Origin of the sequence: Bacillus changyiensis (assembly GCF_027706145.1) — a bacterium.
Taxonomy (GTDB): domain Bacteria; phylum Bacillota; class Bacilli; order Bacillales; family Bacillaceae; genus Bacillus; species Bacillus changyiensis.
Genome location: NZ_JAQFWW010000001.1, coordinates 798,078 through 819,425, shown reverse-complemented (window position 1 = coordinate 819,425; position 21,348 = coordinate 798,078). Strand labels below are relative to the sequence as shown.

Here is a 21,348-nt window from a genome sequence, read left to right as displayed (position 1 = left end):
ATGTTAGATCCGTCAATTGACTCTTTAATGGGTAAACTTGATTCAAAATATACGCTTGTAACTGTATCAGCAAAGCGCGCTCGTGAAATGCAGATCAATAAAGATCAGCGAATTGAAAATCCAAAGTCCCATAAATATGTCGGCAAAGCGCTTGAAGAAATCGATGCAGGTCTGCTTACATTTGAAAAGGAAAATCGCTAATAATTGTAAAAATAGCAACCTATCCAGTAGGTTGTTATTTTTTTAAAGGACTATCAACAAGGCATAGGGGGAGAAAAAGATGCTGAAAAATCGAAACATCTTGTTAGGTGTGAGCGGAGGGATTGCGGTCTACAAAGCGGCCGCATTAACGAGTAAACTTGTGCAGGCTGGTGCTAATGTGAAAGTCGTGATGACCAAATCAGCCTGTCAATTTGTTTCTCCACTTACCTTTCAGGCACTCTCGCGTCATGAAGTATACACAGATACATTTGAAGAACGGAATCCCCATGTGATTGCCCACATTGATGTGGCTGATTGGGCTGATTTAGTCATCATTGCACCAGCAACGGCAAATATCATTGGGAAACTTGCTTCAGGAATAGCTGATGATATGCTAACAACAACACTTTTGGCCACATGTGCTCCTGTTTGGATTGCGCCAGCCATGAATGTTCATATGTATGACCATCCAGCGGTTCAACGTAATATCGGTACTCTCTACAAAGATGGCTACCGGTTTATTGAACCTAGTGAAGGATATCTTGCCTGTGGTTATGTAGGGAAAGGTAGGATGGAGGAACCGGAACAGATCATCCAACTTATTAAAGAGCATTTTTCTGCTAAGCAAGACAGTCCACTAAAAGGAAAAAACGTTGTTGTCACAGCAGGTCCAACAAGGGAACAAATCGATCCAGTTCGTTTTTTCTCAAACCATTCAACAGGGAAAATGGGCTATGCGCTCGCTGAAGAAGCTCAGAAGCTCGGGGCTCATGTCACGTTGATTACCGGTCCAACCTCACTTCAAGCACCAACAGATGTTGAGGTTGTTTCCGTTACCTCTGCTGCTGATATGTTTGATGCGGTCTTGTCTCGATTTGCGGAGAGCGATATCGTCATTAAAACGGCTGCTGTCGCAGACTACAAACCAAAACATATCCATGATCACAAACTGAAAAAGAAAGATGGCGCACTGGTGATTGAGCTTGAACGAACAAAAGATATTTTAAAAGAACTAGGAGAGCGGAAAACAAACCAAATCATAGTTGGATTTGCTGCAGAAACACAACATGTCGAAGATTATGCGCAAGAAAAACTGATGGTGAAAAATCTAGACATGATTGTTGCTAATAATATTGCTGAAGATGGTGCAGGTTTTGGAACAGACACCAATATTGTGACTGTTTATCATCGTGATGGCAGCCAACATGCATATCCGCTTATGTCAAAACAAGCAACTGCAGCAGAGATTTTGCGAGAGGTCGCCGGGCTAGTTGAACGGAGCGGGGAACTTACATGAATTTTGCTGAAGTGATCGTTGATGTCACCACAAAAAATCTCGACAGACCGTTTGATTACCGAATCCCTGACAAATGGAAAGGGATGATTAAAAAAGGGATGCGGGTCATCGTACCCTTTGGCCCCCGAAAAGTTCAAGGGTTTGTCATCAATGTGAAAGATGACTCTCATCTCTCTGAGAAGTCAGTCAAATATATTGCTGACATGATTGATTTGACACCTGTTTTAACTGAGGAGTTGCTTGAACTATCTGATTGGCTGACAGAAAAGACACTTTCTTATAAAACGACGGCTTTACAGGCGATGCTCCCGGCAGCAATGAAAGCCAAATACGCGAAAGAAATCAAAGTGATTAAAAACAAACCGCTGACAGAGCCATTAAAAAGCTTATTTTCTGGTAAAATATCACTTCCCTACACAGAAATTAATGATCATAATGTATTAAAGCTTATCCAGCAACAAGTTCAGGCGGGAAATCTTGAAGTAGCATACAAGGTTTCCCAAAAAACAAACAAAAAGATGCGCAAGACGGTGGCTCTGCTTGGCTCGAAAGCGAAGTTGCAAAAAGCGCTTGATGAACTATCGCCGCAAGCTGTTAAACAAAAAGCGATTCTCGAGTTTTTCCTTGAGAAAGAAATAAGTCAGTCAGTCCCTGTTAAAGATCTGTTCGAAAAAACAGGAGGCTCTTCTACATCATTAAAAGCACTTTTGCAAAAAGGTCTTTTACAAGAAAGTGAAGAGGAAGTTTATCGAGATCCTTTTCAGGATAAAAGTTTCAAAAAAACCGAACCACTCTCGTTAACAGAAGAGCAAACTCAAGCTTATCAAGCGATCTCTGAAGCTCTTGAAAAAAACCGACATGATGTATTTCTCCTACATGGTGTCACAGGAAGTGGTAAAACGGAAATCTATCTTCAGTCGATTGAAAAGGTGTTAAAGGCTGGTAAAGAAGCCATCGTTCTTGTTCCAGAAATTTCACTGACACCGCAGATGGTCAAACGTTTTAAAGGTCGTTTCGGATCCCAGGTGGCGGTTTTGCACAGTGGTCTTTCAACAGGTGAGAAATATGACGAGTGGCGAAAAATTCACCGCAAGGAAGTCCGACTTGTTGTAGGCGCACGCTCGGCGATTTTTGCCCCGTTTGAAAATCTAGGTATGATGATTATTGATGAAGAACATGAAACATCGTATAAACAAGAAGAAATGCCGCGATATCATGCGAAAGAAGTGGCCATCAAACGAGCTCAGTATCACAAATGTCCGGTCATTCTTGGCAGTGCCACACCGACACTTGAATCATTTGCAAGGGCAAAAAAAGGGGTCTACAAGCTACTTTCTCTAAAATATCGCGTCAATTATCAAGCTATGCCAGATGTTTCGATTATTGATATGAGAAATGAACTGAGAAACGGAAATCGGTCAATGTTTTCAAGGGAGTTAATGGCAGATCTTGAACAAATGCTTGAAAAAGGTGAACAAGCTGTCCTTTTTTTAAATAAAAGGGGCTATTCATCGTTTGTCATGTGCAGAGATTGCGGTTATGTGATCCAATGCCCCCACTGTGAAATTTCCTTGACATATCATCGGGCAGGGCAGCGTCTTAAATGCCATTATTGTGGCTTTGAAACAGGGATGCCGGCAACCTGTCCAGAGTGCACCAGTGAGCATATCCGTTATTTTGGAACAGGTACACAGCGGGTTGAAGAAGAATTAAACAAAGTTCTTCCACAAGCTAGAGTGATTCGAATGGATGTAGACACAACATCTAGAAAGGGAGCCCATGAAAAACTGCTATCTTCATTTGGACAAGGGAAAGCCGATATTTTGTTGGGAACACAAATGATTGCCAAAGGCTTGGATTTTGAGAATGTGACACTAGTTGGTGTGCTTAGTGCAGATACAATGCTGCATATCCCTGATTTTAGAGCAGCAGAAAAAACATTTCAGTTGATGACACAGGTCAGCGGCAGAGCAGGACGTCATCAAAAAACGGGTCGGGTCATTATTCAAACGTATACACCTTCACATTACAGCATTCAATTAACAAAAACACATGATTATGAGGCATTTTTTCAGCAGGAGATGTTACACAGAAAATATCAGGCTTATCCACCATATTATTATTTGGCGCTCATCACGGTTTCCCACGAAGAAGTCACAAAAGCAGCTCTCGTTACAGAAAAAATTGCCCAATATTTAAAAAAGAATATTTCTGGTGATGCCAAAATTCTTGGACCTGCCGCTTCTCCTATTGTCAAGATCAAAGATAGATATCGCTATCAATGCGTGATAAAATACAAACAGGAAAACGAGCTTACATCTTTACTAAAAAATATGATGGATCATTACAACCGCGATATTGAAGAAAAGCAGTTAATCATTTCGATCGATATGAATCCTTATATGATGATGTAAGAAATAATATTGTGATGGAGGGCTTTTTAGATTGGCAGTAAAATCGATTGTCATATATCCTGCGGATGTTCTGGAAACACCCGCTGAGCCTGTAACGGCATTTGATAAATCTTTAAGAAAACTACTGGGTGATATGTATGATACGATGCTCGAATTTGACGGAGTCGGACTTGCGGCCCCGCAAATCGGTGTCTTAAAAAGAGTCGCTGTTGTCGATATTGGTGATGAGACGGGAAGAATTGAGCTGATCAATCCGAAGGTGATGGCACAACGTGGTGAGCAAATAGGACCTGAAGGTTGTTTAAGCTTTCCTGGTTTATATGGAGAAGTCAACCGATCTGATCATGTTAAAGTGAGGGCATTAAACCGCCACGGAAAGCCATTTACAATTGAGGCGGACGGCTTTTTAGCGAGAGCACTTCTCCATGAGATTGACCATTTAGATGGAATTTTATTTACATCCAAAATTATACGATATTATGATGAGGAAGAACTTGAGGAAATGGAAGGATGATTGGATGACAAGGATCGTTTTTATGGGAACCCCGGATTTTTCAGTTCCAGTTCTCAATACGCTGATTAACGACGGCTATGAAGTGGTAGGAGTTGTCACACAGCCAGACCGTCCGAAAGGCAGAAAAAAGGTGATGACACCACCTCCTGTGAAGGAAGAAGCAATAAAGCACGGGATTCCTGTACTTCAACCTGAGAAAGTAAGAGAGGAACAAGAGATAGATAAAATCCTTGACTTGAAGCCAGATTTAATTGTTACGGCAGCATTCGGTCAAATTTTACCGAGTAAACTGTTAGATTATCCGAAATATGGTTGTATCAATGTTCATGCCTCACTTCTGCCTGAACTTCGCGGAGGTGCGCCTATCCATTACGCCATTCTTGAAGATAAGCAAAAAACAGGTGTTACAATCATGTATATGGTGGAAAAACTAGATGCTGGGGACATGCTTGCCAAAGTTGAGGTTGCTATCGATGAAGATGATAATGTTGGAACTCTTCATGATAAACTTAGCAAAGCAGGAGCAGCGCTTCTCTCTCAAACAGTTCCGAAGGTCGTTAAGGGTTCTGTTACACCAGAAAAGCAGAATGAAGAAAGAGCGACATATGCACCGAATATTAAAAGAGAGCAAGAACGGATGGATTGGTCAAGATCTGGTGAGGATTTATATAATCAAGTCCGTGGCTTAAATCCTTGGCCTGTCGCCTACACGCTCCTCTTTGGGCAAACATTGAAAATTTGGGAAGCGCAAAAAGTATCTGCTGAGAAGAATGCTTCACCAGGAGAAGTGATCAGCATCGAAAAAGACGGTATTATTGTAGCAACAGGTAATAGGACCTATTTAAAAATAACAGAACTGCAGCCCGCGGGGAAAAAAAGAATGAAGGGCGAAGATTTTGTCAGAGGAACTAGTCTTCAAGTCGGAACGAAATTAGGTCATCATGATGAAGAAAAGTAATGTGAGAGAAGTTGCACTTGACGCATTGATTAAACTTGATCAAAATCAGGCATATAGTAACCTTTTACTGCAGTCTGTTATGAAAACACACGACTTAAATGATAAAGACAGAGGATTATTAACTGAACTTGTTTATGGAACACTTCAACATCAACTTGCACTTGATTATATGTTAAAACCGTTCATTAAAAAGCCGGAAAAGGTGAAACTATGGGTGGTTCATCTTTTAAGAATGTCACTATATCAAATGGAATATCTTGAGAAAATCCCAGACCGAGCCGCATTGTTTGAAGCTGTTGAAATTGCTAAGAAACGCGGTCATAAAGGAATTTCTTCATTTGTGAATGGAGTCCTGCGTTCGATTCAAAGAGAGGGTGTACCTTCTTTTGCGGAAATCACCGATCCGATTGAACGTTTAGCCATTGAAACGAGCCATCCAGAGTGGCTTGTCAAAAAGTGGACTGATACATATGGATTTGCTGCGGCTGAACAAATTTGTCGGATTCATATGATTCCACCTAAACAGACGATTCGTGTCAACGAACTGAAGTATGACAGGAGCACCTTACTAAACCTTTTGCAAGAAGAAGGAATTAAGGCTGAAGAAGGTGACTTGTCTGAGGATGCAATCAAACTGTTAAAAGGAACCATAGCGGGAAGCTCCTTTTTTAAAGAAGGTGCTGTGACCATTCAGGATGAAAGCTCCATGTTGGTTGCGAGGGCACTAGGTGTAAAGTCTGGAGAATCAGTCCTTGATGCCTGTGCTGCACCGGGAGGAAAATCAACACATATCGGTGAGCTTCTAAAATGTACTGGAAAAGTGATCTCTCTCGATCTTCACCAGCATAAAGTAAAATTGATAAAGCAGGCAGCTGAACGGCTCGGACTATCAAATATTGAAACCGCAACGATGGATGCTAGAAAAGCTGGGGAAGCCTTCAAAACGGAACAATTTGATCGGATTTTAGTTGATGCTCCATGTTCAGGTTTTGGTGTCATTCGCAGAAAGCCTGATGTGAAATATAGTAAGACACCTGCTGACAGCGCAAGGCTTGCTGGAATTCAACTGGCGATATTAAGAGAAGTTGCCCCTTTGTTAAAGAAAGGCGGTACACTTGTATACAGTACATGCACGATGGACAAGGCGGAAAATGACCAGGTGGTCCAAGCTTTTTTAGGAGAACATCAAGAATTTGAAGCTGATCTTACACTGAAAGAGAGGCTTCCAGAAAAGACGGTACCCTATGTAGAAAACGGTAGCATTCAAATTCTGCCTCACTATTTCGGCACCGACGGCTTCTTTATTTGCAGCATGAGAAAGAAGGGATCATAAATGACTGAATCAAAACAAAAAGTTAGAAAAGAGTTACGAACGAGTAAACCGTCCATTTATTCTTTTGAAATGGATGAGCTTAAAAAATGGCTAAAGGATCACAATGAAAAACCATTCCGCGTTTCACAAATTTTTGAATGGCTTTATGAAAAAAGGGTGACATCGTTTGCTGAGATGACAAACCTTTCAAAAGAACTTCGCGCCAAACTGGAAGAGCATTTCGTCTTGACAACTTTAAAAACGGCTGTCAAACAGACATCCCAGGACGGCACGATGAAATTTTTATTTGAACTTCATGACGGTTATACAATCGAAACCGTTTTAATGAGACACGAATATGGCAACTCTGTTTGTGTAACGACACAAGTTGGCTGCCGGATCGGCTGTACATTTTGTGCCTCTACGCTCGGAGGACTAAAGAGAAACCTTGAAGCGGGCGAGATCGTGGCACAGGTTGTCAAAGTTCAGCAAGCGCTTGATGAAACAGATGAGCGCGTCAGTTCGATTGTCATTATGGGAATTGGTGAGCCGTTTGACAATTTTCAAGAAATGCTCGCATTTTTAAAAATTGTCAACCATGATCAAGGACTGAACATCGGTGCACGTCACATCACAGTATCGACAAGTGGGATTGTGCCGAAAATTTATCAGTTCGCAGATGAAAAATTGCAGATTAATTTTGCGATTTCCCTGCATGCACCGAACACCGAGATCAGAAGCCGCTTAATGCCGATCAACAGAGCGTACAAATTACCTGAGTTAATGAAAGCGGTTGACTATTATATTCAGAAAACTGGCAGAAGAGTTACCTTTGAATACGGGCTTTTTGGCGGTGTCAATGATCAGGTTGAACATGCTGAAGAACTGGCCCGCTTATTAAAAGGAATCAAATGTCATGTTAATTTAATTCCCGTCAATTATGTACCTGAACGAGACTATGTCAGAACACCGAAAGAGCAGATTTTTGCCTTTGAAAAAACATTAAAAGCACATGGAGTGAATGTGACAATCAGAAGAGAGCAAGGCCATGATATTGACGCTGCTTGTGGACAGTTGCGAGCAAAGGAGCGTCAAGAAGAGACGAGGTGAATCAAGGTTGAAAACAGCCTTAATAACGGATAAGGGGAAAATACGGCAGCATAATGAAGATGATGCTGGCATTTTTACAAAAACAGAGGAGCTTGTGTTGGCAGTTGTTTGTGATGGAATGGGAGGCCATCTTGCTGGTGATGTAGCAAGCAAGATGGCGGTTTCAACCCTTCGAGACATTTGGGAGCAAGCGGAAACGATTCCGTCTACCCCTGCTGATAGTGAAGCTTGGTTGATAGAACAAATTGCTGCTGTTAATCAAAAATTACATGACCATTCGAGAACATATCAAGAATGCCAAGGAATGGGGACAACGGTTGTCAGTGTATTATATACAGGGAAATCTTTAACGGTGGCCCATATTGGAGATAGCCGTTGTTATCTGTTGCATGAAAGCAGCTTTACGCAGCTTACAGAAGATCATTCGCTCGTTAATGAATTGGTGAAGACGGGAAGCATTTCGAAAGAAGATGCTCAACACCATCCGCGAAAAAACGTGTTGACAAAAGCCCTTGGGACAGAACCGACAGTAACTGTTGAGGCGCGTTCTTTTGAAGTCGAACCAGGTGATCAAATTCTATTATGTTCTGACGGTTTAACGAACAAGGTAGATGATCTAAAGCTAAAAGAAGTTCTGCATGCTTCAATATCTATAGAAAATACGGCAGAACAGCTTGTCCAGATGGCAAATGACAATGGTGGTGATGATAACATCACTGTCGTGTTATTAGAGCTTCCTTCCCAAACTAAAGTAGGTGAAGACAAGTGTTGATCGGCAAAAGAATTAGCGGCCGTTACCAAATCCTACGCGTCATTGGCGGAGGAGGCATGGCAAATGTCTATTTAGCTGAAGACATCATACTTGATCGGGAAGTTGCCATTAAAGTTCTGCGATTTGACTTCGTTCATGATGCCGATTTTATCAAAAGGTTCAGAAGGGAAGCAGAGTCTGCTGCCAGTCTTGATCATCCGAATATCGTCAGCATTTATGATGTTGGAGAAGAAGATAACATCTATTATATTGTCATGGAGTATGTTGAGGGGATGACTCTCAAAGAATACATAAACCAAAATGGTGCTCTTCATCCGAAAGAAGCAGTCAATATCATGGAGCAGATTGTTTCTGCAATTGCCCATGCCCATGATAATCAAATCGTTCACAGAGATATCAAACCCCACAATATCTTAATCAATCATATGGGACATATTAAAGTAACTGATTTTGGTATTGCCATGGCATTAAGTTCAACAACCATTACTCATAACAATTCGGTTTTGGGTTCTGTCCATTATCTTTCACCTGAACAAGCAAAAGGTGGATTATCAACGAAAAAATCTGACATTTATTCACTTGGTATTGTCATGTTTGAGCTCTTGACAGCTCAGACCCCATTTGTAGGAGAATCAGCGGTCAGCATCGCACTTAAACATCTGCAGGCAGAAACCCCTTCAGTAAAAAGGTGGAATGCATCTGTGCCGCAAAGCGTCGAAAATATTGTCCTGAAGGCAACGACAAAAGATCCGTTTCATCGTTATGATACGGCAGAAGATATGGAAAAAGATCTAAAGACGGCTTTTGATCCTGATAGAATAAATGAAAACAAATTTGTCATTCCTACAGATGAAATGACAAAAGCGATTCCGATTATTAAAGATCAGCAGAAAACCTCTGAGCCAGCAAACACAAATCAGTCCGAAGAAACCCCTCTTGTATCGAAAAAAGGCAAAAGAAAGAAAAAAAGAAAAGTTTGGCTGCTCGTTTTATTAACACTATTTTTTGTTTTAGCGACATCAGCTGTTTTAGCCGTTACAGTGTTTCCATCATTGTTTATGCCTAAAGATATAGAAGTTCCCAATGTTGGTGGACTTGAATATAAAAAGGCTGTCTCAAAGCTTGAGAAGCAAGGGTTTGAAATTGATCCAAATACTGAAGATATAGCAGATGAAAACATAAAAGAAGGTTTGATTGTAAAATCTGACCCAGAAGCGGGCGATGTTGTTAAAGAGGGCTCAACAATCAAGCTTTATAAAAGTTCAGGCAAAGAAAGAAAAGAAGTCAATGATGTGACAGGACAAAACATTGATGCAGGTAAAAAACTCCTTGAACAAAATGGTTTTAAACATGTGGTTACTGAAGAGATAAATGATGACGAAGCGGCTGGTACCATTATTAGTCAACAGCCTTTAGCAGGAACTGAAATTGTTCCGGATGACGATGAGATCAAATTAACGGTTAGCATAGGACCAAAAGCAACATCTTTAAGAGATTTAACAACTTACAGCAAACAAGCCGCTTCAGGTTATTTAGATGATCATCAACTAGTCCTTGTTGAAAAAGAAGCGCATTCCGAAGATGTTCCTAAAGGGCAAGTCATGAAGCAGAAACCAGCAGCAGGGACAGCTGTGAAACCAGGTGAAAAAATTGAGGTCACATTTTCTCTTGGACCTAAAGAAAAACCAATTCAATCAGTAACTGAAAAAATTGACATACCTTATGAACCGGAATCAGAAGGAGAAAAACTAGACGTCAAGATTGCAATAGATGATGAAGATCATAGCATTTCTGACACTTATGAACACTTCAAGATTACAGAGCCAACGAAGCGAACAATCAAATTTAAAATTGGTCCTGGCAAAAAAGGTTATTATCAAGTCATGATCAATGATAAAGTAGTCAAATCAAAAACCATTGAGTATCCTGAGGATGAATAAGGAGGTGCACTATGCCTGAGGGCAAAATTATAAAAGCGTTAAGCGGCTTTTATTATGTATTGGATGGAGATCAAATCATTCAATGTAGGGGGAGAGGGAATTTCAGGAAGAACAAAGTCACTCCTCTTGTTGGTGATCATGTTGTTTATCAGGCTGACAATGATAAAGAAGGTTATTTGTTGGAGATCAAAAAGAGAGATAATCAGCTTGTCAGACCTCCTATTAGCAATGTTGATCAGGCTGTTCTTGTGTTTTCCGCAAAAGAGCCCGATTTTAGCACTTCACTGTTGGACCGTTTTTTAGTACTTGTTGAAGCAAATCAGATTAAACCGATCATTTGTATTACAAAGACCGATTTACTATCAGAGGATTGTCTAAAAGAGATTGATCAATATGCAGAAGACTATCGCAAGATCGGTTATCACGTTTGTTTAGCTTCAACTAAAAATGAGAGTAGTTTAAGCAATCTCATTCCGCATTTTAAAAACAATATCACCGTATTTGCCGGTCAGTCAGGTGTGGGGAAGTCTTCTCTTTTAAATGCGATCAGTCCTGATCTTCAGCTAAAAACCGATACAATTTCAAGCCATTTAGGAAGGGGAAAACATACAACCCGACATGTCGAACTTATTTATACAGGTAATGGACTTGTTGCCGATACACCTGGTTTCAGTTCGCTTGAGTTTTCCGGTATTGAAGCAGAAGAATTAGGGGATACGTTTTTGGAAATTGCTGAAAAAAGCGCTGAGTGCAAATTTCGCGGATGTTTGCATATAAAAGAGCCAAATTGCGCTGTTAAAAGATCTGTAGAAACGGGAGAAATTGCATCTTATCGGTATGACCATTATGTTGAATTTTTAACCGAAATAAAAGATAGAAAGCCGAGGTATTAAATATGGTATATATTGCGCCATCCATTCTGTCAGCTGATTTTTCTCGTCTCGCTGAAGAGATTAAAGATGTGGAACAAGGTGGAGCCGACTTTATTCATATCGATGTGATGGACGGGCATTTTGTTCCCAACCTGACGATTGGTCCGCTTGTGGTTGAGGCTGTCCGTCCCATCACAGAACTTCCACTTGATGTTCATTTAATGATTGAGAATCCAGATCAATATATTCCTGCATTTAAAAAAGCGGGGGCGGATATTTTATCGGTACATGTCGAAGCATGCCCACATCTACATAGGACGATCCAGCTTATCAAGGAGCAAGGAATCAAAGCCGGTGTCGTTTTAAATCCACATACTTCTGTTCAGCAAATCGAACATGTGATCGAAGACCTTGACCTCGTATTATTAATGACCGTAAATCCAGGTTTTGGCGGGCAATCATTTATTTCTTCTGTTGTTCCGAAAATCAAGCAGGTCAAGGAACTCGCTGATCAAAAAGGCCTTACTGAGCTATTGATTGAAGTTGATGGAGGAGTTAATCAACAAACGGCAGTACAATGTATAAACGCCGGAGCAAACATGCTAGTCGCTGGCTCGGCAATTTATAATGAAAAAGATCGTCAAAAAGCGATTTCTGATCTAAAAAAAGCGACTGAATAATATTGATCGCATGTAGACTAAAATAAGAGCCAGCTGACAGCTGTGCTCTTTTTTAGGATAGAAAGGACAGAGCAATGAAAAATATTAATATTATGGCAGGAGGTCCCAGTTGTCTCATCCCGGATTTGTCAGCATATCATGATAGTAGCACACATTGGATTGGTGTTGATCGAGGGGCGGTGACACTTCTGGAGGCAGGGATCATCCCGCAAGAAGTGTTTGGGGATTTTGATAGTATCACAAATGAACAAAAGATAGCGTTGGAAAGTGCGGCACCGCATTTTCATATCTATCAAGCTGAAAAAGATCAGACCGATCTTGACCTTGCCCTTAGTTGGGCTGTTGAACAAGAGCCTCTCTCCATCAAACTGTTTGGGATATCAGGAGGAAGAGCAGATCATTTTCTTGGGAATATCCAGCTTCTTTATCAAACACTGAAAAAGAAAGTCGACACAGTCATGATTGATAGGCAAAATACCATCAGCATGTTTTCACCTGGTTCCTATACAGTAAGCCATGATCAATCAAAGCCATATGTTTCATTTCTACCGTTTACAGAATTGGTCAAAAACCTGTCTCTAACCGGTTTTAAGTATTCTTTAAATAATTGTCATATTACACTTGGATCTACACTATGTATTAGTAATGAACTCATCCATTCAAAAGGTGCGTTTTCGTTTACGGAAGGCATATTAATCATGATAAGAAGCAATGATTAAAAATAACCTAGTGATACATGCGGTTATGGGACTCTTGAGGAGGGAACAAAATGAAATTTTATACCATTAAGTTGCCGAAGTTTTTAGGGGGAATTGTACGGGCGATGTTGGGCTCGTTTCGCAAAAATTAAGAAAGCGCCTCGTGCGCTTGGTGTTCCCAAACTGAAAAACACGTAAAAACGCCTGCTCTCTAGGCAGGCGTTTATTTCTTATACACGCTCAACTTTTCCGGATTTCAAAGCTCGAGCTGATACATATACTTTTTTAGGCTTACCATTCACAAGGATGCGCACTTTTTGAACGTTTGCTCCCCATGTGCGTTTAGAAGCGTTCATCGCGTGAGAACGAGAATTTCCAGAACGTGATTTTCTGCCTGTAATTACGCATTTACGTGCCATTTCTTTCCCTCCTAACTCTCAAAAAACATCATCATTCTCTATGAATTGATTACATTGTGATGCTTAAGGTACTTTAATAATTTACCACAGCCGAAAATCGTTTGCAACTATTGTTTGTTCTCCTTTCAAGAATATTCACTTGACATCTTGAAAAAATAGACGGCCTGTAGTATAAGTAGGATTGGGTCTGTACCTGTTCTTTAAAAAAGAAGATCCTTATAGTAAAATGGTGTTAACTCGGTCAAGATAACCTAAAAAGGAGGAACCGATGTGTCCATTGAATTTCGAACAAAATACGGACAAATTGATATATCAAATGAAGTCATCGCCATGGTTGCCGGAGGCGCGGCGATTGATTGTTACGGGATCGTAGGTATGGCATCTAAGAACCAAATTAAAGACGGATTGACTGAAATCCTTCGAAAAGAAAATTTCAGCCGTGGAGTGATTGTGCGTCAGGAAGATGACCGTATACATATTGACATGTATATCATCGTTAGCTATGGAACAAAAATTTCAGAAGTAGCGCATAATGTCCAAACAAAAGTCAAATACACGCTGGATCATACAGTAGGTCTTGCAGTTGATTCCGTAAACATTTACGTTCAAGGAGTACGCGTGACGAACCCGTAGTTAGGAGGAAAACAAGAGTGTCTAAACGAATTTTAGATGGGAAAGCATTTGCAGACATGGTTCTGTATGGCGCGCACCATCTGTCTCAAAACGCAAAAGTAGTTGATGCGTTAAACGTATTTCCAGTTCCGGATGGAGATACGGGTACAAACATGAACTTATCGATGACATCTGGTGCAAAAGAAGTAAAACAGCTTCATACTGAAAAAATAGGAGAAGTGGCAGCAGGCCTTTCAAAAGGACTGTTAATGGGAGCGCGAGGAAACTCAGGCGTTATTTTATCACAGTTGTTTAGAGGCTTTGGAAAATCGATTGAGCAGAAAAGTGAAATCGATGCAAAGGAATTTGCTGCCGCTTTTCAGGCAGGTGTTGACGCCGCCTATAAAGCCGTTATGAAACCGATTGAAGGTACAATTCTGACTGTCGCTAAAGATGCGGCCAAAAAAGCAGTGGCTACTGCTCAGACCGACACTGATATTATTACGGTTATGGAGGCTGTTGTAAGTGAAGCTACGGCTTCATTAGAACGGACACCTGAATTGTTACCGGTGTTAAAAGAAGTCGGGGTTGTTGACAGTGGAGGCAAAGGGCTTTTATGTGTCTATCAAGGGTTTTTGGCCTCTTTGAAAGGAGAAAAACTTTCAAATCAGGCCACCTCTCTTCCGGCATTGGACGACCTTGTCAGCGCTGAACATCATAAAAATGCGCAAAGTCAAATGAGCACAGAAGATATTGAATTCGGTTATTGCACAGAATTCATGGTCAAGCTCGGTCAAGGCCAACAAGCGTTTGATGAAGAGAATTTTCGCCAAGATTTAAGTCGTTTCGGTGATTCGTTGCTTGTCGTATCTGATGAAAATCTTGCGAAAGTCCATATTCATGCCGAATATCCGGGAGAAGTCTTAAGTTATGCGCAAAAATACGGTAGCTTAGTCAATATGAAAATTGAAAATATGCGTGAACAGCACAGTGCGATCATCAATCAAAATCAAACTGAAACAGCTACACAAAAGGTAACAGCTGAAAAACAAGCATATGGCATTGTGACGGTGGCAATGGGCAAAGGAATTGCAGAGCTTTTTCAAAGTATTGGTGCAACAGCTGTGATAGAAGGTGGCCAGACGATGAATCCGAGCACAGAAGACATCGTTGCAGCGATTCAAGACACTCATGCAGAGAACGTCGTTATATTGCCGAATAACTCAAATATTGTGATGGCGGCAAACCAAGCTGCAACAGTTGTTGAACAAAACGTGATCGTGATTCCGACAAAGACTGTTCCACAGGGAATGGCTGCATTGCTAGCATTCAATCCTCAGCTTGAGATAAAAGAAAATGAGGCTAATATGCTTGAGGCGATCGAAGATGTCAAAAGCGGTCAGATCACATATGCGGTTAGAGACACGAACATTGATGGGATGGACATTAAAAAAGGCGATTTTATGAGCATTTTAAATGGAAAAATCGTTGATACCGCTACAGAGCAGTTGTCAGCAGCCAAAAAGCTGGTCTCTAAGATGATCGATGAAGATAGTGAAATTGTAACAATTATTAAAGGGGAGGATGCTTCACAAGAAGAAGCGGAAGACCTTGCTCGTTTTATTAGGGAAACGTATGATGAAGTCGAAGTCGAAGTTCACAACGGAAAACAACCGTTATATGCTTATATTTTATCTGTAGAATAATTATTCTTAAAGGGCTGTCCAACAAGTCAATTTTGTGACTATTGGACGCCCTTTTCACATTTAAAAAACGCTCCTTCTTTCCATTTTCAATATATTGATGATTTTCTAAAATCCCGCTATAATAAGGCGGGAACAAATATTCGGAATTTAGAAATGGTAACAGTGACTGATTGTTTACGAATTTATCGAGATTTTATCAGATAACCCTGATCACCATAGATAACACAAGGTCCACCTGCAACTGTGTATGTCATCAAGGCAAATTGAGATACTTGTCAATTATTAGGCGTAGAATGAAGCTTCACATTTATAAAAAACAATGTCGCTTACATTCTGAAGGTGAATTAGTCAAATCGAAGGCTTGAAAGTACAAAAGTCAAATCATTAACTAAAGGTTCCCAACCAAGTTAAAAAACGCTTTCATAAAGGTGCATCATCTTTCTTGCCAATTGAGATATGATCGATTAGTCTAAAAAAAACGGCCTTTTCTTGCCCAATAGGAGATTGGCGGACAATTTGTATGATTAAAGGGGGATATTGATGAAGTACAGAAGTGTGTTTGATATTATCGGGCCGGTTATGATCGGACCATCTAGCTCCCATACCGCAGGCGCTGCGAGAATCGGGAGAGTGGCCAGAAGCTTGTTTGCGAGAGAACCGCAAAAAATCATTGTATCTTTTTACGGCTCTTTTGCGGAAACCTATAAAGGACATGGGACAGATGTTGCGGTCATTGGCGGTCTCTTAGACTATGACACATTTGATGAAAGAATTAAAGACGCCATTCGCCTTGCCGAAGAAAAAGGAATTGAGATTGAGTTTCGCGAAGAAGAAGCGGTTCCAAAACATCCAAATACAGCCCGCATTCTCATCTCCGATCATCAAGGAACTCTTGAACTTGTGGGAATATCAATTGGCGGAGGTAAAATCGAAATTACCGAACTGAACGGCTTTGAACTTAGACTATCAGGAAATCACCCGGCTATTTTAGTGATTCATAATGACCGGTATGGGACAATTGCTGGTGTTGCTAATGTTTTGGCTAAATTCGCCATTAACATCGGTCATATGGAAGTTGCCAGAAAAGATGTCGGTCAAGAAGCACTCATGACGATTGAAGTAGATCAATTTATCGATCCGGTTGTCTTTGAGGAATTAAAAACACTGCCGAATATCATCGATGTTACACAAATTGCTGACTAACAGGTAAAAAAGAGGGGGATGACATGTTTCGAAATGTGAAAGAACTTATTGAACTGACAAAAGAGAAAAAGGCCTCCATATCAGAAATCATGATTAGGCAGGAAATTGAAGTTTCAGGGCGGACACGGGAAGCTATTTTTGAACAAATGGAGGAAAATTTAGCTGTTATGGAAGCGGCTGTTGAAAAAGGAGTCACCGGGGTTAAGTCTCATTCTGGGCTAACCGGCGGAGATGCCGTTAAACTTCAAGCATATCTCCAAGCTGGAAAAGGAATATCAGGTGATGTGATTTTAGATGCTGTCAGTAAAGCGGTTGCGACAAACGAAGTCAATGCGGCAATGGGAACGATTTGTGCGACACCGACTGCAGGATCTGCCGGTGTTGTCCCAGGTACTTTATTCGCAGTTAAACATAAGCTTAATCCGACAAAGGAGCAGATGATTCGTTTCCTATTTACTTCAGGGGCATTTGGCTTTGTCGTTGCCAATAACGCTAGCATATCGGGAGCAGCAGGCGGTTGCCAGGCTGAAGTTGGTTCAGCTTCAGGAATGGCAGCAGCAGCAATTGTAGAAATGGCTGGGGGAAAGCCTGAACAATGTGCAGAAGCGATGGCGATCGCTTTGAAAAATGTACTCGGTCTTGTTTGTGATCCTGTTGCAGGGCTTGTCGAAGTTCCATGTGTGAAACGAAATGCAATGGGGGCTGCAAATGCAATGGTTGCAGCAGATATGGCACTTGCCGGTATTACAAGCCGAATTCCGTGTGATGAAGTGATTGATGCGATGTACAAAATCGGCCAAACGATGCCGACAGCGTTGAGAGAGACGGGGCGAGGGGGCCTTGCTGCAACACCGACAGGGAAGGAACTTGAGAAAAAAATATTTGGAGGGGCATCAGTGACACGTGGAAAATCATTTACAAACTAGTATATCTGCCATCAAAGGAGTCGGAGCGGAAACGGAGAAAACGTTAAATGAGCTCGGTATATACAATATTTCCGATCTGTTAAACTATTTTCCGTACAGATATGATGATTATGAGTTGCGTGATTTGGAAGACGTTGCACACGAGGAAAGAGTAACAATAGAAGGGAAGGTTCACAGTGAACCTTCTCTTACCTATTACGGAAAAAAACGGAGCCGCCTTACATTCCGGCTTCTTGTAGGAAATTATTTAATTACAGCGGTTTGTTTTAACCGTCCATATTTGAAAAAGAAACTCACGCTTGGCTCTGTCATCACTATTTCAGGAAAATGGGACAAGCATAGGCAATCGATCATGGTTCAAGAATTAAAAAATGGACCACATCAAAATACTCAAACGATTGAGCCTGTTTACTCAGTAAAAGAAAAGCTAACTGTTAAGATGATGCGGAAATTGATTCAGGAAGCGATCAACAACCATTTACAATTTGCCCAGGACCTCTTGCCTGAAAAACTCCGGCTCACATACAAACTCCTTTCTTACCAAGATGCAGTAAGAACGATCCATCAACCAAAGACACGGGAAGCTTTGAAACAGGCGCGACGCCGCTTTGTTTATGAAGAATTTTTACTATTTCAACTAAAGATGCAAGCATTACGAAAGTTTGAAAGGGAACATTCTGACGGGCTCAAACATTCCTTTAGCATCGAGGCTGTTGATGCATTTGTTAACAGTCTTCCCTATACCTTGACAAAGGCCCAGGCTAAAGCCCTAGATGATATTTTGAAAGATATGGTTTCTGATTTTAAAATGAATCGTTTACTGCAAGGTGATGTAGGATCGGGTAAAACGGCCGTCGCTGCCATTGCTTTGTATGCTTGTCTTCTTTCTGGTTATCAGGGAGCATTAATGGTTCCGACCGAAATATTAGCGGAGCAGCATGCTGATTCATTGGTTTCTTTGTTTGCCGGGGAGGATGTTCGTGTTGCGCTCTTAACTAGCTCTGTCAAAGGCAAGCGAAGGCGAGAGCTTCTAGAAAGATTAATAAACGGAGAAATCGATATTTTAGTGGGGACACATGCCTTAATTCAGGAAGATGTTCATTTTAAACAGCTTGGACTTGTCATCACTGATGAGCAACATCGGTTTGGTGTAGAACAAAGAAAAAAGTTGAGAAGTAAAGGCAAAGACCCTGACGTTCTCTTTATGACAGCGACACCGATTCCCCGGACACTCTCCATCACAGTTTTCGGTGAAATGGATGTTTCTGTTATTGATGAAATGCCGGCGGGGCGCAAACAAATTGAAACGTACTGGGTTAAACATGATATGCTGGAACGCATCATGACTTTTATCGAAAAAGAGTTAAAAAAAGGTAGGCAGGCCTATGTGATCTGTCCGCTGATTGAAGAATCAGATAAGCTTGATGTCCAAAATGCGATCGATGTTCACAGTATGCTGACGCACGCTTTTCAAGGAAGGTGGCACATCGGGCTTATGCATGGTAAATTGCCTAATGATGAGAAAGAACAAGTGATGAGGCAGTTCAGTCAAAATGAATGTCAAATTCTTGTCTCAACGACTGTCGTTGAAGTCGGGGTGAACGTTCCAAACGCAACGATCATGGTCATTTATGATGCTGACCGTTTCGGACTTTCACAGCTACACCAGCTTCGTGGTCGGGTCGGGCGCGGTGATCACCAATCATATTGCATTTTAATGGCAGATCCAAAATCTGAAACGGGTAAAGAACGTATGGTGATCATGTCTGAAACAACAGACGGCTTTGAACTTTCAGAAAAAGATTTGGAATTGAGAGGACCGGGTGATTTTTTCGGAAAAAAACAAAGTGGAGTCCCGGAATTTAAAGTCGCAGATATGGTTCATGACTACCGCGCGCTTGAGACAGCAAGACAAGATGCGACAGAGCTTATTTCATCAAAAGCATTCTGGTCAGAAGACAAGTATGCCGGAATAAGAGAGTATTTACAGAACAGCGGAATAATGGATGGGGAAAAATTAAGTTGATCATCATAGACAAAGAATATTGCATTCTAATCTATGAAATTATATACTACTATTAGTACCTAGTCATAATTCCCGCGGATGGTGTTTATAAATATGAGAAAAAGTAAAAGAGAACGCCAAGAATTGCTGCAGCAGACCATTAATAGGACCCCGTTTATAACTGATGAGGAGTTGGCGGAACAGTTTAATGTCAGCATTCAGACGATTCGTTTAGACCGTTTGGAACTTTCTATCCCTGAACTGAGGGAAAGAATTAAAAGTGTCGCAGAAAAGTCCCTTGAAGACGAAGTAAAATCACTTCCACTTGATGAAGTAATCGGGGAAATCATTGATCTTGAACTGGATGAACAGGCGATTTCGATTCTTGAAATCAAAAAAGAACATGTTTTCAGTCGCAATCAAATTGCAAGAGGACATCATTTATTTGCCCAGGCTAACTCACTTGCTGTTGCAGTGATCAATGATGACCTTGCATTAACCGCTACAGCGGATATTCGCTTCACGCGACAGGTCAAACAAGGTGAACGGGTTGTAGCAAAAGCGAAAGTCGTTAAACTTGATAAAGAAAAAGGCAGAACGATTGTCAATGTTAACAGCTATGTTGCAGAGGAACCTGTGTTTTCAGGCGAATTTGTCATGTATCGTTCAAAACAATCTTAGAAGGTGGCGCATATGTCATGAGAATTGCTGTTGATGCTATGGGTGGCGATCATGCTCCTAAAGCCGTTATCGATGGTGTAATGAAAGCCATTGCGGATTTTAAAGATCTAGACATCACACTTGTTGGTGATCAAGAAAAAATGGCTGCTCATTTAACAGATCATGAGCGGATTCATATTAAACATGCAGAAGAAGTGATTGAAGCGACAGATGAGCCTGTTCGTGCTGTAAGAAGAAAGAAAAACTCGTCAATGGTTCTAATGGCTACAGAAGTCGCCGAGGGAAGAGCGGATGCCTGTATTTCTGCCGGGAATACAGGAGCCTTGATGACAGCTGGATTATTTGTCGTCGGCAGGATTGAAGGAATCGAAAGACCTGCCTTAGCACCGACCTTACCAACGGTATCTGGAGACGGTTTTCTCCTCCTTGATGTTGGTGCAAATGTAGATGCAAAACCTGAACACCTCGTTCAATATGCGATTATGGGCTCTGTTTATAGTGAACACGTTTTAGGTGTAAAGAACCCGAGAATTGGTCTATTGAATGTAGGGACAGAGGACAAAAAAGGAAATGACCTTGCCAAACAGGCCTTTCAAAACCTAAAAAAACTAGATCTCAACTTTATTGGTAATGTTGAAGCGCGCGACATGCTTGATGGTGTTGCAGATGTGATTGTGACAGATGGCTTTACTGGAAACATTGCCTTAAAGACGGTCGAAGGTGCCGCACTGTCGATTTTTAAAATGCTGAAAAGCACGCTCACCTCAAGTTTTGCGACGAAATTGGCTGCTTCTGTGCTAAAACCGAAGCTGAAAGAAATGAAAGCAAAAATGGACTACTCTGAATATGGAGGAGCCGGACTGTTTGGTTTGAAAGCGCCTGTCATTAAAGCGCATGGTTCTTCTGATGAATCAGCTATTTATCATGCAATCCGTCAGGCGAGAGGGATGGTCACTCAACATGTTGCGTCATGTATTGAACAAAAGATTAAACAAAAAGCAGATGAATAGTCTGGAGGTTTTTTGAAA

Annotated in this window: 21 protein-coding genes; 20 read left to right on the top strand and 1 reads right to left on the bottom strand. The window is 41.1% G+C overall.

The window, feature by feature from the left end; genetic code table 11:
* The 13 genes from rpoZ (at position 1) to spoVM (ending at position 12,920) form a co-directional block, all read left to right on the top strand.
* Positions 1 to 201 carry a DNA-directed RNA polymerase subunit omega gene (gene rpoZ, locus PDT38_RS04310; protein ID WP_270799268.1) on the top strand — a complete coding sequence of 67 codons (201 nt, stop codon included), beginning with the start codon at positions 1 to 3 and terminating at the stop codon, positions 199 to 201.
* Positions 202 to 280: 79 nt separating this feature from the next.
* A complete protein-coding gene (gene coaBC, locus PDT38_RS04305; protein WP_270799266.1) occupies positions 281 to 1,498 on the top strand; it encodes a bifunctional phosphopantothenoylcysteine decarboxylase/phosphopantothenate--cysteine ligase CoaBC in 1,218 nt (405 codons plus the stop codon).
* On the top strand, positions 1,495 to 3,912 hold the full coding sequence (gene priA / locus PDT38_RS04300) for a primosomal protein N' (protein ID WP_270799264.1): 2,418 nt from the start codon (positions 1,495 to 1,497) through the stop codon (positions 3,910 to 3,912). Before coaBC ends, priA begins: the two co-directional genes overlap by 4 nt.
* Before the next feature lie 31 nt (positions 3,913 to 3,943).
* A complete protein-coding gene (gene def, locus PDT38_RS04295) occupies positions 3,944 to 4,426 on the top strand; it encodes a peptide deformylase (RefSeq protein ID WP_270799262.1) in 483 nt (160 codons plus the stop codon).
* Between the two features lie 4 nt (positions 4,427 to 4,430).
* Positions 4,431 to 5,384: a methionyl-tRNA formyltransferase gene (gene fmt / locus PDT38_RS04290; protein ID WP_270799260.1), complete on the top strand. Its 954-nt coding sequence runs from the start codon at positions 4,431 to 4,433 to the stop codon at positions 5,382 to 5,384.
* Positions 5,371 to 6,717, top strand: a complete 1,347-nt coding sequence (gene rsmB, locus PDT38_RS04285) for a 16S rRNA (cytosine(967)-C(5))-methyltransferase RsmB (protein ID WP_270800129.1) — start codon at positions 5,371 to 5,373, stop codon at positions 6,715 to 6,717. The genes fmt and rsmB overlap by 14 nt, the downstream gene beginning before the upstream one ends.
* Entirely contained in the window at positions 6,718 to 7,806 is a 1,089-nt protein-coding gene (rlmN, locus tag PDT38_RS04280; RefSeq protein ID WP_270799259.1) for a 23S rRNA (adenine(2503)-C(2))-methyltransferase RlmN, read from the top strand. It abuts the gene before it with no gap.
* A 7-nt stretch (positions 7,807 to 7,813) separates the two neighbouring features.
* Entirely contained in the window at positions 7,814 to 8,578 is a 765-nt protein-coding gene (locus PDT38_RS04275; protein ID WP_270799258.1) for a Stp1/IreP family PP2C-type Ser/Thr phosphatase, read from the top strand.
* Positions 8,572 to 10,518 (top strand): Stk1 family PASTA domain-containing Ser/Thr kinase, encoded by a 1,947-nt coding sequence (pknB, locus tag PDT38_RS04270; RefSeq protein WP_270799257.1) that lies wholly within the window; start codon positions 8,572 to 8,574, stop codon positions 10,516 to 10,518. The genes PDT38_RS04275 and pknB overlap by 7 nt, the downstream gene beginning before the upstream one ends.
* An 11-nt stretch (positions 10,519 to 10,529) precedes the next feature.
* Positions 10,530 to 11,411, top strand: coding sequence for a ribosome small subunit-dependent GTPase A (gene rsgA / locus PDT38_RS04265; RefSeq protein ID WP_270799255.1), 882 nt, complete (start codon positions 10,530 to 10,532; stop codon positions 11,409 to 11,411).
* Positions 11,412 to 11,413: 2 nt separating this feature from the next.
* Positions 11,414 to 12,070, top strand: coding sequence for a ribulose-phosphate 3-epimerase (rpe, locus tag PDT38_RS04260; protein ID WP_270799254.1), 657 nt, complete (start codon positions 11,414 to 11,416; stop codon positions 12,068 to 12,070).
* A 74-nt stretch (positions 12,071 to 12,144) separates the two neighbouring features.
* Positions 12,145 to 12,789, top strand: coding sequence for a thiamine diphosphokinase (locus PDT38_RS04255; RefSeq protein ID WP_270799252.1), 645 nt, complete (start codon positions 12,145 to 12,147; stop codon positions 12,787 to 12,789).
* A 50-nt stretch (positions 12,790 to 12,839) separates the two neighbouring features.
* Entirely contained in the window at positions 12,840 to 12,920 is an 81-nt protein-coding gene (gene spoVM / locus PDT38_RS04250) for a stage V sporulation protein SpoVM (RefSeq protein ID WP_172299467.1), read from the top strand.
* Positions 12,921 to 12,998: 78 nt separating this feature from the next.
* On the opposite strand, the gene rpmB is transcribed toward spoVM, so the two are convergent.
* The gene (gene rpmB / locus PDT38_RS04245) at positions 12,999 to 13,187 is read right to left on the bottom strand and encodes a 50S ribosomal protein L28 (protein WP_003181685.1); all 189 of its coding nucleotides are present in this window, start codon (positions 13,185 to 13,187) and stop codon (positions 12,999 to 13,001) included.
* A 270-nt stretch (positions 13,188 to 13,457) separates the two neighbouring features.
* Between rpmB and PDT38_RS04240 the strand changes: the two genes are divergently transcribed.
* The 7 genes from PDT38_RS04240 (at position 13,458) to plsX (ending at position 21,330) form a co-directional block, all read left to right on the top strand.
* Complete coding sequence (locus PDT38_RS04240) at positions 13,458 to 13,820, top strand: Asp23/Gls24 family envelope stress response protein (RefSeq protein WP_172294768.1); 363 nt, start codon at positions 13,458 to 13,460, stop codon at positions 13,818 to 13,820.
* Between the two features lie 17 nt (positions 13,821 to 13,837).
* Positions 13,838 to 15,505: a DAK2 domain-containing protein gene (locus PDT38_RS04235; protein ID WP_270799249.1), complete on the top strand. Its 1,668-nt coding sequence runs from the start codon at positions 13,838 to 13,840 to the stop codon at positions 15,503 to 15,505.
* Between the two features lie 540 nt (positions 15,506 to 16,045).
* The gene (sdaAB, locus tag PDT38_RS04230; RefSeq protein WP_270799247.1) at positions 16,046 to 16,708 is read left to right on the top strand and encodes an L-serine ammonia-lyase, iron-sulfur-dependent subunit beta; all 663 of its coding nucleotides are present in this window, start codon (positions 16,046 to 16,048) and stop codon (positions 16,706 to 16,708) included.
* A 23-nt stretch (positions 16,709 to 16,731) separates the two neighbouring features.
* A complete protein-coding gene (gene sdaAA / locus PDT38_RS04225; protein WP_270799245.1) occupies positions 16,732 to 17,634 on the top strand; it encodes an L-serine ammonia-lyase, iron-sulfur-dependent, subunit alpha in 903 nt (300 codons plus the stop codon).
* Entirely contained in the window at positions 17,612 to 19,660 is a 2,049-nt protein-coding gene (gene recG / locus PDT38_RS04220; RefSeq protein WP_270799243.1) for an ATP-dependent DNA helicase RecG, read from the top strand. Before sdaAA ends, recG begins: the two co-directional genes overlap by 23 nt.
* Positions 19,661 to 19,753: 93 nt before the next feature.
* Positions 19,754 to 20,320: a transcription factor FapR gene (gene fapR, locus PDT38_RS04215; protein ID WP_270799241.1), complete on the top strand. Its 567-nt coding sequence runs from the start codon at positions 19,754 to 19,756 to the stop codon at positions 20,318 to 20,320.
* Between the two features lie 17 nt (positions 20,321 to 20,337).
* On the top strand, positions 20,338 to 21,330 hold the full coding sequence (gene plsX / locus PDT38_RS04210) for a phosphate acyltransferase PlsX (protein WP_270799239.1): 993 nt from the start codon (positions 20,338 to 20,340) through the stop codon (positions 21,328 to 21,330).
* Positions 21,331 to 21,348 lie beyond the last annotated feature (18 nt).